At 46.1% G+C, this 16,956-nt stretch carries 11 protein-coding genes; 6 read left to right on the top strand and 5 right to left on the bottom strand.

The window, feature by feature from the left end; all coding sequences use genetic code 11:
- Nucleotides 1–103: 103 nt before the first annotated feature.
- A complete protein-coding gene (locus VN23_RS01015; protein ID WP_046351005.1) occupies nt 104–916 on the top strand; it encodes a flagellin N-terminal helical domain-containing protein in 813 nt (270 codons plus the stop codon).
- A gap of 68 nt (nt 917–984) precedes the next feature.
- On the opposite strand, the gene VN23_RS01010 is transcribed toward VN23_RS01015, so the two are convergent.
- A complete protein-coding gene (locus VN23_RS01010; RefSeq protein WP_197432993.1) occupies nt 985–1,890 on the bottom strand; it encodes a GGDEF domain-containing response regulator in 906 nt (301 codons plus the stop codon).
- A 105-nt stretch (nt 1,891–1,995) separates the two neighbouring features.
- Nucleotides 1,996–5,781: a response regulator gene (locus tag VN23_RS01005; protein ID WP_046351004.1), complete on the bottom strand. Its 3,786-nt coding sequence runs from the start codon at nt 5,779–5,781 to the stop codon at nt 1,996–1,998.
- 203 nt (nt 5,782–5,984) lie between these two features.
- On the opposite strand from VN23_RS01005, the gene VN23_RS01000 reads away from it, so the two are divergent.
- From VN23_RS01000 to VN23_RS00985, 4 genes are all read left to right on the top strand, one after another.
- The gene (locus VN23_RS01000; protein ID WP_046351003.1) at nt 5,985–7,616 is read left to right on the top strand and encodes a flavin monoamine oxidase family protein; all 1,632 of its coding nucleotides are present in this window, start codon (nt 5,985–5,987) and stop codon (nt 7,614–7,616) included.
- A 10-nt stretch (nt 7,617–7,626) separates the two neighbouring features.
- Nucleotides 7,627–8,661, top strand: coding sequence for a TRAP transporter substrate-binding protein (locus VN23_RS00995; RefSeq protein WP_052746484.1), 1,035 nt, complete (start codon nt 7,627–7,629; stop codon nt 8,659–8,661).
- Nucleotides 8,662–8,825: 164 nt separating this feature from the next.
- Nucleotides 8,826–9,401 (top strand): DNA-3-methyladenine glycosylase I, encoded by a 576-nt coding sequence (locus tag VN23_RS00990; RefSeq protein WP_062654789.1) that lies wholly within the window; start codon nt 8,826–8,828, stop codon nt 9,399–9,401.
- A 488-nt stretch (nt 9,402–9,889) separates the two neighbouring features.
- The gene (locus VN23_RS00985) at nt 9,890–12,631 is read left to right on the top strand and encodes a response regulator (protein ID WP_052746483.1); all 2,742 of its coding nucleotides are present in this window, start codon (nt 9,890–9,892) and stop codon (nt 12,629–12,631) included.
- 105 nt (nt 12,632–12,736) lie between these two features.
- On the opposite strand, the gene trhP is transcribed toward VN23_RS00985, so the two are convergent.
- The 3 genes from trhP to VN23_RS00970 all read right to left on the bottom strand — a co-directional run bounded on the left by trhP (nt 12,737) and on the right by VN23_RS00970 (nt 15,292).
- Nucleotides 12,737–14,107: a prephenate-dependent tRNA uridine(34) hydroxylase TrhP gene (gene trhP / locus VN23_RS00980; protein WP_046351001.1), complete on the bottom strand. Its 1,371-nt coding sequence runs from the start codon at nt 14,105–14,107 to the stop codon at nt 12,737–12,739.
- Between the two features lie 406 nt (nt 14,108–14,513).
- Nucleotides 14,514–14,780: a DUF2798 domain-containing protein gene (locus VN23_RS00975; protein WP_046351000.1), complete on the bottom strand. Its 267-nt coding sequence runs from the start codon at nt 14,778–14,780 to the stop codon at nt 14,514–14,516.
- A 224-nt stretch (nt 14,781–15,004) separates the two neighbouring features.
- On the bottom strand, nt 15,005–15,292 hold the full coding sequence (locus VN23_RS00970; RefSeq protein WP_046350999.1) for a hypothetical protein: 288 nt from the start codon (nt 15,290–15,292) through the stop codon (nt 15,005–15,007).
- A gap of 192 nt (nt 15,293–15,484) precedes the next feature.
- Between VN23_RS00970 and VN23_RS00965 the strand changes: the two genes are divergently transcribed.
- Complete coding sequence (locus tag VN23_RS00965; protein WP_046351126.1) at nt 15,485–16,951, top strand: aminotransferase-like domain-containing protein; 1,467 nt, start codon at nt 15,485–15,487, stop codon at nt 16,949–16,951.
- Nucleotides 16,952–16,956: the final 5 nt, after the last annotated feature.

Here is a 16,956-nt window from a genome sequence, read left to right as displayed (position 1 = left end):
GCCACCGGGCAACCGCAGGTCTGTGCTAGAACGTATCCCCATTGAAGGAGGAGGTTAAGCAGAGTATGGTTTAGTAGAGAGGACTTATGCGGGAGTAAATATCATGGCTTTAGGAATTGCGACTAACCTGCCATCGCTCAATGCACAGAATATCTTGAGCGGTACGCAAAAAGCGCAGAGCAATACGCTGAGTGAGCTTTCGTCTGCCAAACGCAGCACCCAGACCGATCCGGCCAGCACGGTGCTGATTGAGCAATTTGCTGCGCAAATTGCAGGCAGTAATCAGGCCAGATCTAATCTAAACGATGGCGTTTCGCTCACCCAAGTCGCCGACGGGGCCTTGAGCACCATACAAGATAATACCCAGCGTATTCGTGAGCTAACCGTTGCTGCGGGCAACGACACCCTCAGTACCCAGGATCGAGCCGCAATTCAGGAAGAATCTAATCAACTGTCTTTAGCCAATGCCGATATTGTGCAAAACACCAGTTTTAACGGCACGCCTTTATTACAAGGGCAGGGTAATTTGAATTTTCAGGCAGGAGCCAATGCAGGGGATCAGCTTTCTGTATCCAGACCCGATCTCACTAAGCTCAATAGCGGTACTGGCCAGATTGATTTATCCAGCTCAGCGGCTGCAGGGCAAGCGTTATCTAGACTAGATAGTGATTTAGCATCTGTTTCTAGCGCCCGCTCAGATTATGGCGCGATCAGCAATCGGCTCACCGCCGGTGCCAATAATTTGCAAAATCGTTCAGAAAATTTATCCGCTGCAAAAAGCCGGGTTGCAGACACGGATTATGCCGCTGCAACGGCCAGTCTGGTACAGCAACAGATACGTGCTCAGGCTAATACCGCTGCGCTTGCCCAAGCCAATGCGGCACCACAGCAAGTATTGTCATTGCTCCGCTCTTAGCCGCCTTCGTTCATAAAAAAACGCGATCATTTCATACTGATCGCGTTTTTTATTACACAAAACAATCGCTATACCAACGCCACATCCTGCACTACGCAATTACGGCCCGATGTTTTAGCAATATAAAGCTGAATATCTGCCCGCTGATAAAGATGCGCCGCCTCTGTGCCACTGGATGTCGCCACACCTACACTCACCGTTACATAATCAGAAATAGTCGAGCTCTGATGAGGCATTTTTAAAGAAAGCACCGTTTGCCGAATACGTTCAGCCACAATATAAGCCCCGGCAAGGCTTGTTTCTGGCAGTAAACAGGCAAATTCTTCCCCGCCAATTCTGGCGGTTAAATCTGCCGGGCGCCGCAATTCGGTTGCAATCACCGCTGCAATGCGCCTTAAACACTCATCGCCAGCAGGGTGACCATAATAGTCATTAAAGCGCTTAAAAAAATCCACATCAATCAGCACAAGAGAAAGTTGCCCGCCTTGCCTTTGTAAGCGCTGCATTTCTTGCTTTAATGCTTCATCAAAATGGCGGCGATTTGCAAGGCTGGTTAACCCATCGGTAATCGCAAGCCGGTGCAACAATTCTCGGGTGCGTTTCATCTCGAGCTGATTACGAATTCGCGCTTTAATACTCAATGCGCGGCACGGCTTCACAATATAATCTGCGCCACCTACGGCAAAGCCTTTTTCTTCTTGCTCAGCGTCGCCTAATGAGGTGACAAAAATAATGGGAATATCGGCAGTGGCAGGGTCTTCTTTGATTCGTTCACAAATGGCATAGCCATTCATATCTGGCAACATCACATCTAATAAAATCAGATCGGGCTTAGGCATTTCTTTAATTGCAGTTAATGCCTCTTGAGCACTCACGGCAAATCTAAGCTCGTACTGATCATCCAGCATACCCGCCAGCATTTCAATATTATTTGGTTCATCATCAACAACAAGAATAATAGGCTGGTGAATCAAGACGAGCTCCAATACATAAAACAACTTTACTACAGTTTGAAAGGCGGGTAATCAAAGTGGATACGCTGCTTACTCAAAATAGATAATACATGAATATGGCATGTTTCAGATTAAGTCTCGATTGATATCAAAAGACTGCAAAGCCTCTCTTGCACTTTGATAATCCAGCTGATCGAGGGCAAGGCCGATTTGCATCGCTTTTTTCTTATCCAAAGCGGCCAAGCCAGACTGTAGCTGCATAAAGCATTTTCTGGCGCGTAAGCTTCTCAACCGCAACAACTCATCAAGCTCCTGCACACGATCACCAGATAATTGGCACTCCTCATGGCAAGGTACAACAGACGAGCCCTGAGCACTTAACCAAATATCAATGCTGCCAATCACTTCTTCTAAAGCCACATCCAGCTCAATCAACAAAACATCAATCTGTGTTTTACCGTTATGGAGCTGGTCTTCTAGTTTTTGAGCAATCTGATAAACCGTGAACGCCTCTAAAGTACCCGCAACACCTTTTAATGAGTGAGCCAAACGCTCTGCTTCAAACAACTCCCCTTGTTGCAACAATTGGCGTAAACGCTCAGATGAATCTGCATACTGATCGCCCAAGCGTGGCAGCATACGTTTCAGCAAAGCCAGACTCCCCAAGCGCTCTAGTGCCTTATCTAAACCTAAGCCCGGCAGCTCTGGCAAAGGAGGATTCTCTGTTTCTTTTTTCAATAAAAGAGTTGATTCATTCACCACAGTGCCCGTCCAACGCAATAAAACTTTAAGTAAATGTTGCGGATTAATGGGTTTTGCCAAATGATCATTCATTCCCACTTCCAGACAACGGCGGCGCTCTGCTTCCATCGCATGCGCTGTTAAAGCAATAATAGGCAAATCAGCAGCCGCTAATTGAATCCGAATCAATCGAGTGGCCTCCATACCATCCATTTCAGGCATTTGAACGTCCATCAAAATCACATCATAGTTTTTTTTCTTATTTAAAATAAAATCAACCACCTCCCTGCCATTGGCCACCGCATCCACATTGGCGCCTAAAGCACTCAATAGCGATACACTCATTTCACTTAAAAGCGGTGTGTCTTCTGCCAATAAGATTTTCATACCGCGTAAAGGCTCCTCTTTGGCCTCGGCATAAGCAATCGCTTTACTCATCGAGCTGCTATTGAGCTCTAAACTATTCACAATGGTTTCGTACAATAAATGAGCAATAATGGGTTTACTTAATGAATAAACAAAAGCCCGTGCACCCCAGCGACTAATCACACTATCGTGGCTTAATATGGTAGTGAGTAAAATAATAGCCATTTCATCACGAAGCCCCCATATTTCCTGTACGGTTTCAGCGGGAGTATTACTCAATAAAGAAGCATCCATAATCAGTAAATCAAAGGGGTGCTCATTACTCTTCATACATCGCATAGCATCTTGAGCAGAGCATACATCACTGACCTGCATGCCCATTTTATCTAAATACATGCACAATTGAATCCGGGTAGCGGCATGGGGCTCCGCAATTAAAACACGGCGTCCTTTATATTGAGGAATACTCATGCCCTGATGATTACTCTTATGCAAACATAGCTTAAATTTAAATATCGAGCCTTGATCGGGCTGGCTGAGCACCGTAATTCCACCGCCCATAATATATGCTAATTGCTGACTAATCGCCAAACCAAGCCCGGAGCCACCAAAGCGACGGGTTGTTGAGGAATCCGCCTGTGTAAATGGGCTAAATAAACGCTCTAATATTTCTTCACTGATACCAATCCCCGTATCATGAATACTAAACTCACATTCAACACTATCATTACCTAGATCCAGGCAAGACACCGCTAATTCAACCTCCCCTTTTTCGGTAAATTTAATCGCATTATTAATTAAATTAAGCAGAATCTGCCCCAACCTTAAAGGATCGCCTTTTAACCATTGTGGTGCATTGATACTGACACTATAAATCAATGCTAAATTTTTATTTTCTGCCTGAATCGCAGCAACACCAGATAGGTTTTCCAATAGCAAATACAAATCAAAATCAGATTCTTCAAGCTCCAGCTTACCGGCTTCAATTTTAGAAATATCTAGAATATCATTAATAACGCCTAACAATAAATTAGCAGAAGATTGAACTTTAGATAAATAATCTCTCTGTCTGTTTGCCAATGGTGTTTCTAAAATTAAATGCGTATATCCAAGAATAGCCGTTAGAGGCGTTCTGATTTCATGGCTCATATTCGCCAGAAAATCACCTTTAACTTGTACGGCCGCCTCGGCCTGATCGCGAGAAATAATCAGCTCTTCAGATTGTGTTCTAAGCAAGATGCTTGCATCACGAAACACCAGTAAACTTTGAGCCATAATAGAAATTTCATCTCTGCCACTCACATTAATATCCACATCAAAACGGCCTTTAGCAATACTGTGCATATTTTCAGATAAAACAACCAATCTGGAGCTAATCCTTCTGCCAATATAAACAGAACCAATACCAAATGAGATCAACAAACTAAACAGCGTTAATCCCGCTAGCAACCAGGTACTTTTCTTTAAACGATGAGACAATAGCAGCATTTCATCATTTAGCTCGTTTTTCAGCGCTTGCTCGGTCTGCTCGGCCTGATTATGCAATAACTGTGTTGCATCTTGATTTCTTATGATTAACGCTTGTAATTTATTATTTAATTTTATTTTATTTGAACTAATAGCAAAAATACCCTCATCTGTTTCTGCCAGATTAATAATCTGGTTTAATTCATACCTCAGCTGTTTAAAATCCTCCCCATGATTCAACTCGGCCAATATTTGCTTAGCCTTTGCTTTGGTTTGCATAAATGACGCTCTGGTCTCTTCCAAGCGCATTGCACTTTGTGCATTAGCAGCCTGAGCAATTAAGCTCGCCAATAACACCACATCGCCCCGAAAATGCTGTACTGCACTTAAAGAAGCAACCTGCTCTGCCACGAGCACAACCACCGCATTCGTTGAATCCAACGTAATCTGATCACTGCGTGAAATCATTTTTAATGTGATCTGATTAATTAGGGGCAGCATCACCTCATCAAATAATGAAACAGCCCGGCTAACCTCTTGTCCAGAATGGACTAAAGGGCCATGTAGGCTCTGCGCTAATTTTTTCCCGGCCTCCTGCGCCAACGGATCGGCTTTAAGCAGATGCATTTGAATACCGGCAAGTAAATTCGCTCCCCTTTTACGTAAGGCAGGCTCCCCCTGCTCGCTTCCAATAGCAGCCAGACGAAAAGCATCAGCCCTTGCCTGCTGCAAGGCATTCAACTCTGAAAATTCATTGTCAATCAGGGAATGAACGGAAGCACCTGCTGAAACAGACGCACGGCGGGTGGCGGAGAGCAGCTCGGCATTCTTAGCCATTAACACAGGATCTATCGCTTGCAAAAAACGCTGCTGAGCGTCTCCCACCTGTTGCAAGATACTATTTTTTCGTTGATCTAATAATAATTGCTGGCTGACTAAGTGATCGGTACCCGGCACATTCTTGGATAACTCCACCACCAGCTCGGAGAGTTTTTCCGCATCTTCAGGGCTGCTCATCACCAAAGCATCAATTTGCTTGGGCAAATCAGCTAAAGCTAATTTCACTCTGGATAAGGCGCTGTCTCTTGTTTGCGTATTCTGAGCATTGGCAAGACTAGCCAAGGCAGATGAAAATTCTAGGCTACTGGCTTCTAACCGTGCCGATGCAATCGCAGCAGGAAAGCTTTGTTTTGAAACAATCGAGTAGGTGCTATCTACCGAGTGAAATGCCCACAGTGCAGCACCCGAAGCAAGCAGGGTAGTCGCCGCCACCACGCCAAAAGCTAGACGTAAGCGTAGCGCAATTGACTTTCGAAATAAGCCTTCTTGTGTCTGCATTCCCCCTCACTCCAACTACAAAAAAAACATAAGCGCAGTTTTCCAGAAAATGTCTGCTGCCTTGCAGTGGATATTAATCTACCCAATAGAAACATTCACTTAAATTTCCAAAACCTTACATCTAAATTTAATTTATGATTTTAAAATCATAAAAAAATACGCTATGAAGGTAGTTTATGTGCAATCCTTTTCTGGAGTCTGTCATGTCTAGCTCATCGCATATGTTTGCCAGTGTCCCCTCCAATAAAGCCTCATTACGTGCCGCTTATGAAGCTTGGCTTAAAGCGCGCACCCCTTTGCAGCCCTCTCAAAAAACCCCGCCTTCAGCCAACAAACGCGTGGGGATTGTGGGTGCAGGCATGGCGGGGCTTTACTCGGCCTTGATTCTTAAAAGCCAAGGCATCGATTGCCGCCTGTTTGAAGCGCATCCACAACGCTTGGGCGGCCGGGTTTATACGCATCGCTTTAATGACGAAGCGAATCAATACTTTGAAGCCGGTGCCATGCGCCTGCCCCAAACCCCCGAGCAGCAGCCCGTATTTGATCTGATTGGCTACCTGAATGAGCAGCTGCCACCCTCCTTCAAAATTGATTTAATTCCATACAATTTATACGATCCAAGCGGCAATTTAGTGTACGTCAATGGGAAACGAGCCTTTGGCGGAGCCACAATGACGCTGGATTACGCCAATCAGCACCCTGAAGCGCTGGGCTTTAATCTGGCACCAGAAGATCGCAATAAAACAGCCTCGCAGCTACTTGATGAAGTGCTGCAGCCCTTTTTTGATTTACTGGAAATAAATTTCGAGCTGGGCTTTGCCAAAATTGTTCAATATGACAATTACTCGCTCTACACCTACCTCACCGAAATTGCGGGCTGGAGTATGGAGAAAGTGAATTATGTAGAGGTCATGAATTCGGCTTCTAACCAATTCCAAAGCAGCTTTACCGAGCTAGTCATCGAAAGTATGGATTTCTCCGGTGCACAATGGATGACGATTGCCAATGGTATGGACAGATTGCCCAATGCTTGCGCAACTTTAATTGGCACTGAATCGATTTCGATGAATTCACCCGTGAAGCAAATTGAAAACCTTCAAGATGGCCGTGTTGTGATTCATTATGGCGAGCTTGGCGAATTTGATACTTTTGATAGTGTGATTCTGGCCCTGCCGCCTGCCGCACTAAGGATGATCTCTACTCCGCAATGGTCCCCCACTAAAATGCAAGCCATACGCACCATGCATTTTGAGCCTCTGTATAAAATCGGCTTACGCTTTAAAACCCGTTTCTGGGAACAACTTCCGCAAGCGGCAATGGGCGGGCAATCCACCAGTGATCTGCCAATGCGCTGGTGCGTTTATCCCTCCTACGGACTGGGTGACTCAGGAGCAGGTGTGTTACTGCTCTATTCATGGATGACCGATGCCTATAACTGGCTACCGCAAACTCAGGAAGAACGTGTACGTCTGGCGCTCAGAGACTTACAAACGCTCTATCAAAGCAGCGTCGATATTAATGAGCAATTTATTGAGTCTTTTGATGTCGCCTGGCCATCCGAATGGGCGACGGGCGATGCCATGTTTTACCCCGGACAATTCCGCCAACTCTTTAATAGCGCCCGCCAGCCAGAGCAAAATATCTACTTTGCCGGAGAGCACCTCAGCGTCCACCACACTTGGATTGTGGGGGCTTTAGATTCGGCTTTACTCGCCTGCCAGCAGCTACTAGGCGATGAAAACCTGATCCCGCTGCAAGCAGCCAGCCAGCCTCCGCGCAGCCCGCACGTGCATGATTACAGCCAATGCGCAGCGGCCCCTCTTTTGCATCGCTAAGGACAAAGCCATGTGGCGTATGTTTTGTATCATGCTACTGCTCAGCAGCCCGCTCTATGCCGAAGAAGAACTTGCACCTGAGCCATTAAAAGCAATTGGCTCATGGAGCATGCTCAGTCAGTTTAAAGACTACGAAAAACCATTCTGGACCGAGCAGCTCCCTAGGCTCAGCGAGGGCAGAATCAAGGTCAATCTTAGTGCTTTTAATGATGTGGGCTTAAAGGGCAGCGAAGTATTACGCCTGATGAAGCTGGGAATGACTGATTTTGGCACAACGATCCTATCGTATATTTCTGAGCAAGATCCGCGTGCCGAAGCAGTTGATCTAGCCGGGCTCACCATGAATTTAGCCATGGAACGGCGCGTCGTCGAAAGCTATAAGCCGGTGCTTGAGCGCTATTTTGAGCAAAAACAAAGCATTAAAGTACTCGCCATGTGGCCTTACTCCGCACAGCTTCTAATGTGTAATGGCCCGATTAAAAATCTAGAAGGACTCAAAGGCAAAAAAGTAAGAGTCAGCATGCGCACGACCAGTGATCTGATCGAAGCTTACGGCGCCATCACGCTCAGTATTCCTTTTGATCAGGTTTACAACAAAATGAAAGACAAGCAACTTGATTGCCTCATCACCTCGGCCTTAGCAGCCCATAGCGCGCGTTTTTACCAGGTAGCAACGCATATTTATAATCTGCCACTGGGTTGGAGTATGGTGATGCTGGGGGTAAACCAAGCGTCCTGGGCTAAAATTGATGCCCGCGATCAAAAAATCATTGAAGCGGGTATTAAGCAACTGGCCGACGATCTTTGGCAGGCGACGGAAACTCAAACCACACTGGGGTTGGCCTGCAATACCGGAAAAAACTGCACGCTGGCAGAACAAGGATCAATGGTTCTGGTGCAGCCAGCGAGTAATGATGAAGCACGGCTGGCCAAAACAGTTAAGCAAGTGGTCCTTAAACGCTGGGCAGAGCGTTGTGGCGCAGATTGCGTTACAGAGTGGAATAACAGCATAGGAAAAACTCTGAATATCACACTGCAGCCTTGAGTAATCCAGCCATCTACACTGATTTCTTTACAAAATAATGACCGTTAAGTAGCAATGCACAAAAAATAAGCAGGGCTATTTTTCATATAAAATTCATCAAGTTACAAAACAAGCTAACAGCTTATCCACAGATCAACACCATCTTTTGGGGGATAAAAGCCAAGATGTCCACAAGTAATTTAACCCGTTGTGGCTGGTGCAGTGATGACCCGCTTTACCAAAACTATCATGATCAGGAATGGGGGCAGCCCCTCTATGATGATCAGGCGCTCTTTGAGCTATTGTGTCTGGAGGGCGCACAAGCAGGCCTTTCCTGGATTACCGTATTAAAAAAACGCGCCCACTACCGCCAAGTCTTTGACGGCTTTGATGCGCAGAAAATGGCCGCTTACGATGCAGAAAAAGTAGCTCTCTTATTGAGCGATAGCGGCATTGTGCGTAACCGGGCTAAAGTCGCTGCCTTTATCAGCAATGCCGCAGCCTACCTCAAACTACAACAGGAAGAAGGTCGCTTTAGCGATTTTCTATGGTCCTTTGTAAATGGCAAAACCATACGCAACCACTGGCTATTACTCAGTGACACTCCCGCTTTAAGCGCCGAATCCACCGCCATGAGCAAAGCTTTAAAAAAACGAGGCTTTAAATTTATCGGCCCAACCATTTGCTACGCCTTTATGCAAGCCAGCGGCATGGTTGATGACCATAGCCCAAGCTGCTGGGTACGCAATCCCCCCCAATAAATTCAGTATTTAAGCAGCGCCAATCACTGCAAAGGTGTAATCGTTGCTTCTGCTGTAATTCCATTCACGGATACTGCTCATCATTAAGCAACATTCACCTAGCTTAAGTACCCACCTGATGCGCCTTGGCTTTCAAACCCACAAAGATAAGTTGCTAAGGCTATGCTATTTATTCCAACAAATCATGGGGAATCAAGCAGGCTTTATCTAAATCATCATAAAATTAATACATAAAAACCCCAATAATAAAAATAATTAATTAAGCATCAATAAATAAAATAACTCAAGTACACTAGTGATATGCCCTTTTTAAGCAGCCTTCTGAAAGGAAGCCAAACGCATCCCCCTTACAATGGATATCCGGCAGAAACGTCCGGAGATAGCAATTTAATCAGAATTTTTGCTATTTGCTGATTTTCAGACAATGATTTATTTAAACAGCTCAATCCAGTGCCCATTCAAGTTTGCGTGTTAGCAAGGATGTATCGATGAATAATCAGCCAATCCATATACCAGAAAGTTTTCTGACTAAATGGCAAGACACCATCAATGTAATGGCCAACCTTTTCGAGGTGCCTGCTGGCTTGATGATGCGCGTTTTACCGGAGCAAATCGAAGTACTTCTATCCAGCGAAACGGCAGGGAACCCTTATGAGCACTCAGAAAAAGCGAACTTAAATACCGGCTTATATTGCGAAACAGTGATGGCTAGCCGCAGCCTTTTGCATATTCCCAATGCTCTGGAAAATGAGCAATGGAAAGATAATCCCGATATAGCGCTAAATATGATTTCCTACCTTGGCGTTCCTCTGCTCTGGAGCGAGCAAGAAGTCTTTGGAACAATCTGCGTACTCGATAGTAAGACACGGAAATATCAAAAAAAGTATTTTGATTTACTATGGGAAATAAAAAAAAGTATAGAAGCAGACTTTAAAATTATACAACAGCAAGAAAAACTCGATGCCTTCAATAAAGAGCTTATTCTTATTAACCAAGGCCTTCTTATTGCCAAGCAAGCAGCCGAAACGGCAAACCAAAGTAAAAGCGATTTCCTTGCCAATATGAGCCACGAAATTCGCACCCCAATCAATGCCATCATGGGGATGTCCTACCTTGCTTTAAAAACAGAATTAAATCCACGCCAAAGTGATTACATCACAAAAATACAAAACTCTGGTCAGCATTTACTCGGCATCATTAACGATATTCTTGATTTTTCAAAAATTGAAGCAGGTAAGTTAACAGTAGAAAAGATAGAGTTTGAATTAGAAAAAGTACTCGATAATGTTGCAAACCATATCGGAGAACAAGCCGCCAACAAAGGCTTGGAACTTATTTTTAATATAGATAAAAACATTCCGCTTAATTTATTTGGAGATCCGTTAAGGCTGGGACAAATACTGCTTAATTTTGTTTCAAATGCCGTTAAGTTTACCGCTCATGGCCAAATCGAAATGGCAATTAAATTACAAGCAGAATCCAATCAAGATATCGTGATTCATTGTTCCGTACAAGACAGCGGCATTGGCCTGAGTGATGAGCAAATAAGCCGCCTGTTTCAAAGTTTTTCTCAGGCAGATTCATCCACAACACGCAAATTTGGCGGCACAGGCCTTGGACTCGCCATTTCTAAAAAGCTGGTTGAGCTCATGGGCGGAACAATTGGTGTAGGAAGTAAGCTAGGCAAAGGCAGCTGTTTCTGGTTTACCCTGCCATTAGGCAAAAGTACTGCAGCAGCTCGGCCACTATTATTAAATAGTAACTTTCAAAATAAACGTGTTCTGGTCGTTGATGATCATCAAAACGCTCGTGACGTTTTAACAACGCAACTTAATTATATGCAATTAAGAGCCGATTCTGTTGCATCAGGCAAAGCGGCTATTACAGCAATTAAGCAAGCCGATAAGCAAAACGAGCCTTATGAAATCATATTTTTAGATTGGGAAATGCCATCAATGAATGGCATAGAAACCGCGCAAAAAATCAAAGCACAGACACTACAATCTATGCCCGCCTTTATCTTGGTTTCGGCCTCTGATCACCACGATGCGATTAAAGCCAGCGATGCCAATATTGTTTTCCACACTTTAAACAAACCGATTAATGCATCACAGTTATTTAATAGTGTGCTCAGCGCACTAGGCGGCAAGCCAGAGAGCTACCCACCTGGCACCCGTAGCAAACACCATTTCACTCCCCAATTAAAGCACATTCAAGGCGCCAGAGTTCTCTTGGTAGAAGATAATCATATTAATCAAGAAGTAGCACGTGAGTTCTTACAATCTGTAGGTCTGCTGGTTGATATTGCAGAAAACGGCCAGCTTGCCATAGAACAACTACAAGCCAATCATTACAATATTGTGCTGATGGATATGCAAATGCCGGTTATGGATGGCCTGACGGCAAGCAGGGAAATTCGCAAATTAAAGGGATTTCAGCTACTCCCCATTGTGGCCATGACCGCCAATGCCATGCAAGGCGATCGTGAGCGCTGCCTTGCGGCAGGAATGAATGACCATATTACCAAGCCCATTGAGCCAGAAGCGCTTTGGAAAATGCTCATTAAGTGGATTAAACCAGAGGAAATCACAGTCAGCAGCCCACCCATTTATTCCACCCAGCTCCCCAATGAAGCCGAGCTACCTAAGGGAATTGAAGGGTTGGATATAAACTTGGGCTTAAAGTACGTTCTGGATAAAAAACCGCTTTATCTGGCCGTCCTAGGCAAGTTTGTCGCCGAGCAAAAATATACGATTCCCAACATACGCCATGCTTTAGAAAACCAGGACTGGCACACAGCCGAACGCTTGGCACACACCTTGCGATCTGTAACCGGGCTCATTGGTGCTGTCTCATTACAGAAGCAATCAGAAACCCTTGAATCAGCGCTTCACCAAGAACAGAGCCAGCAAGCACTTGATTCGCTGCTTGATGGCCTAGCAACACCTTTAGATACCCTGATTGCACAATTAGAGCAAAAGTTACCCAATCTGCAGGGCAAGTTAAATACCATCATTGATCCCCAAAAGCTAAGTGAGATTACACAGCTACTCTACAAGCTGCTCGCTAACGGGGACTCGGAAGCAATTAATATTTTAGAAACTCACGCTAGCCTTTTGTATACCGCATTTCCACTGCATTTTAGAATCATTAATGAAAGCATTCAGGCTTTTAATTTTGATCTTGCCTTAGCAACATTAAAGCAGGCTGCAAAAGGTACTGAATCATAAGCACCCCTTAGGCCTATCGCCACATTAGCGCTAACTGCGCTAGTAGTATTCAGCAAAAAAAGAGGGGGTGGCATGGCCACCCCCTCTTTTTACTGAGTGCCGCAATTAAGCGGCCATTTCTGCCTCGGTAAACAAGCGCGAAATCAGCGATTTTTCAAAGCCTTCTTCCATCGGAATAGAAATCTTCACGCCATTGCCTGCCGCCACTTCGCAAGGATTACCGCTCTTATCCCGCATGGCGGACAAGGTAATAATCCGGTTACCGCTAGGGTGAATAATTTCTAACTGGTCACCCACCGCAAAGCGGTTTTTGACTTCGATTTTGGCCCAGCCGTCTTTAATGCTAATCACTTCACCGACAAACTGGCTTTGCTTGGCTTTGGAATGGCCATCCAGATAGTTCTGCGCTTCGTGGGTGTAATGGCGCTGATAAAAGCCATCGGTGTAACCACGGTTGGCCAAGCCATCCAGATCAGCTAAAAGCGCTGGATTAAACGGCCGCCCCGCTACCGCATCATCAATCGCTTGGCGGTAAACTTGGGCAGTACGTGCCACGTAATACAGCGATTTAGTCCGGCCTTCAATCTTCAGCGAATCCACACCAATCTTAGTCAGGCGTTCGATATGCTGCACCGCACGTAGATCTTTGGAATTCATAATATAAGTGCCGTGCTCGTCTTCCAGAATCGGCATCAGCTCATCTGGGCGGCTTTGCTCGGCGATCAGATAGGTTTTATCCGCAGCAGGATGGCGCTCAGCACCGCCACAGGCGGCAAAGCTTTGGTTCGCCTCTGCCATGGCCTTATTAAAATCAAACTGAATCACCTGCGGCTTCACATCCCCCGCATCGTCTTCCACCGTGTCATTCATTTTGTAATCCCAACGACAGGCATTAGTGCATGTGCCTTGATTCGGATCGCGGTGGTTAAAGTAGCCTGATAAGAGGCAGCGGCCAGAATAGGCAATACAGAGCGCGCCGTGCACAAACACTTCCAGCTCCATATCCGGGCAAAGCTGGCGAATTTCTTCGACTTCATCGAGGCTCATTTCGCGCGATAAAATCACGCGCTCTAAACCCATCGATTTCCAGAATTTCACCCCGGCATAATTCACGGTATTGGCTTGCACCGATAGGTGGATTACCTGCTCTGGCCATTTCTCCCGCACCATCATAATCAGGCCGGGGTCAGCCATAATCAGCGCATCAGGCTTCATGGCAATCACTGGCTCCATATCGGCAAGGTAAGTTTTAACCTTGGCGTTATGCGGCAAAATATTGCTAGCTACAAAGAACTTCTTGCCCCGCTGATGCGCCTCGATAATCCCCTGGCCAATTTGCTCGAGCTTAAATTCGTTATTACGGGCACGTAGTGAATAGCGTGGCTGACCGGCATAAACCGCGTCTGCACCGAAATCATAAGCGGCGCGCATTTTGTCCAAAGTGCCAGCGGGAAGGAGAAGTTCTGGGGCTTTCATGATGATCCGTTCTTTAAGCGCCTGCATGCGGGTAGAAGATCTACTTGCAAGGCAGATTGTAAAAAAACGCGATTATAGCACGGACTTTTTGCCTATTTTTTAATCAGGAATAAAAAGCACACTAAAAACAGCAGCTTAATTGGCTTATCCACAAGCCATCCACGGACTTGCTGGATAAATTATTGGATAAACGGCAAAAACTGCTTAAAAAATACGCAGCACTAAAAAAACCTGCCAGAGCAATGACTTGCCTGACTTGTCCACAGGGCATGCACAGGCTTGTTCGCACGAGGCGGGGATAAGCTGAAATTTTATGACACAGGTCCCCGCTGTGCAAAAGAGGGGCCTGTGAGCGCATCAAAAAACGCGGATTAAATGGCTGTTATTCGAAGCCATCTAGCTCGACTTAGCCCTGATCAATAAGCAAAGCGGTCAACTTTTTAACTAAAGGCAAAACCAAGAGCAGGGTAGGAAAAGCCACCAACCAAGATAAGCCCCAAGCGCTGGGCCAAAGATCAAACAGCCTGGATGTAAAACCCACACCACGCAAAGTGCTGATCAATGAAACAACGCAAGTCATTAAAATAGAGAGTAAAAATGGCATAACTAAATTGGCGTGCCTAGCGGGAATTAAGCACAATCGGCGACGAGCGGAAGGATTTGATGATTTCATAGCAACTCCATAAGCCGGACAAACAAGCGCCTTCTTGCAGCAATGCGTCTTAAGCCCTTGCTCAGGGAAAAAACGCTCATAAAAAAAATTTCTTATGGCAGCAGCAAAAAACAAGCACCGGAAATATCCGGCGGCTTTAGCGCGTTGATTGACGTAAACGCTTACGGCAAACCAAGAGATGATTTACACCATCATCATATCTAAACATACAAGCAAGTTCAAGCTTAAAATCCAGCCAATAATGCTTGGATTTTCCAAGCCCAACGGCGCACAGACGATGTATCAATGATGTGTATTTCTACCCCGTCCCCCGCCAAACTCACCCAGCCCGCTTCCTCAATCAACTCAAACTCGCCTTCAAGCAATACTCGGTTCTGAGGCAGTAAAAGCTCCCCCATATAATGCGGTGTGTATTGAAGATGCAGCTTGCCCCGCTGCACCAAGATCTGTGTGCCAGCCCTTAAATAGCCACGCAGCACTTGGCCTTTTCGTAAAACGTGTTGCTTTTCCATCGCCTTGCCCCGCCACTTTTGATGCAAACCATCTTAAATGGCAGCAAGGCGCAAAAACAGCGACAAGAAATAACCATCTGCTACGCAACAAGGGTGATTTATTTCATCTGTTATGCTGTGGTTTATCGCTATCTATATCTATGTAAAAGCACGCTGTTACTGCATGATTCCCCTTCATTAGGCGGAGACTTTATGGATTATCTTTACCAGCGCTGGGCGGCGCACTATCTGGCCGCCATCGTGGCAGGCACGCTTAAAGTGGGGGAGCGCATGCCATCCCTGCGTGAGCTAATGCGCTTGCACGGCATCAGCCTCTCTACCGCCTTGCAATTGTGCCGCCAACTTGAAACCGATGGTTATCTGGAGGCAAGGCCACGCTCTGGTTATTTTGTCCGTCAAAGAATGCGTATCACGCCGGTGACAGAACCAAGGCTAGAGATCGATCCGGCACAATATGTGGGGATTCATGCCCGTGTTTCTGGCTTTATTGCCCGCGGTAGGCAGCAGCAGATTAAGCATAATTTCTCTGTAGCCCGCTGCTCACCCGATCTTTACCCCGGCGAAGCGCTTAAAAATGCGGCGATTCGGGCCTTAAAGCAAACCCCCGATCTATTTGTGAGCGCCGTTCCCAATAAAGGCAATCCAGAGTTTCGCGCCGTACTCGCTAAGCGGGCGATGCGCATAGGCGTGCTGATGTCGCCCGATGAGGTGCTCATTACCCACGGCTGTATCGAGGCGCTCAATCTGGCGCTGCGAGCAGTCGCTCAACCAGGCGACACCATTGCGGTTGAATCTCCGACCTTTTACGGCCTGCTACAAGTTTTAGAAAGCTTGGGCCTGCAAGCGATCGAAATTCCCACCAGCCCACAAACGGGGATTTCGATCGAAGCCTTGGAGCTGGCCTGCCAAACTTACGACAATATCAAAGCGGTGGTAGTAGTGCCGCATTTGCAAAATCCACTGGGCAGCATCATGCCCGAGGCACATAAAGACCGGCTGGTGGCGCTCTGTGAAGCGCAGGCGATTCCATTAATCGAAGACGATACCTATAGCGAGCTGATCAACGACGACATTCCGCTGCGCGCCTTAAAAGCGCGTGATCAAACCGGCAATGTGATTTATTGCGCGTCGCTGCATAAGATTTTAGCGCCGGGGATGCGCTTGGGTTGGATGAGCGGTGGTCGCTGGCAGGCGCGGATCGAGATGCTGAAGTACGCGCAAACCCGCGATAACGAGGCATGGTCGCAAATTGCTGCTGCCGAATATATGGGTTCCAGCGCTTACGATAGGCATTTGCGCAAGCTACGCAGCACGCTCAAAACCCAACGAGAACGCACCGCAGAGGCGATTGCCCGCTATTTTCCAGTTGGTACACGGCTAAATGTGCCCAATGGTGGGCTAGCACTTTGGGTGGAATTACCCGAGCAACTTTCATCTAGACGGGTTTTTGATGCTGCGCTGAAAAAAGGAATTTTAATTGCGCCCGGGCTGATGTTTTCTAATTCAAACCGCTTTGAGCACTTTATTCGGATTAATTGCGGCTGGCCGTTTAGCCCGGAAATCGATCATGCTTTACAAAGCTTGGGCAATTTGATTACTGAAATCATTGAAATAAACAACAATAATCAAAACGATATAAACACCGAGCTTGCTGAATAAAACGC

Source organism: Janthinobacterium sp. B9-8, assembly GCF_000969645.2.
Lineage (GTDB): Bacteria > Pseudomonadota > Gammaproteobacteria > Burkholderiales > Chitinibacteraceae > Iodobacter.
Note: the sequence above shows the minus strand (reverse complement) of the source record. Positions and strands in the feature narration are given on the sequence as shown.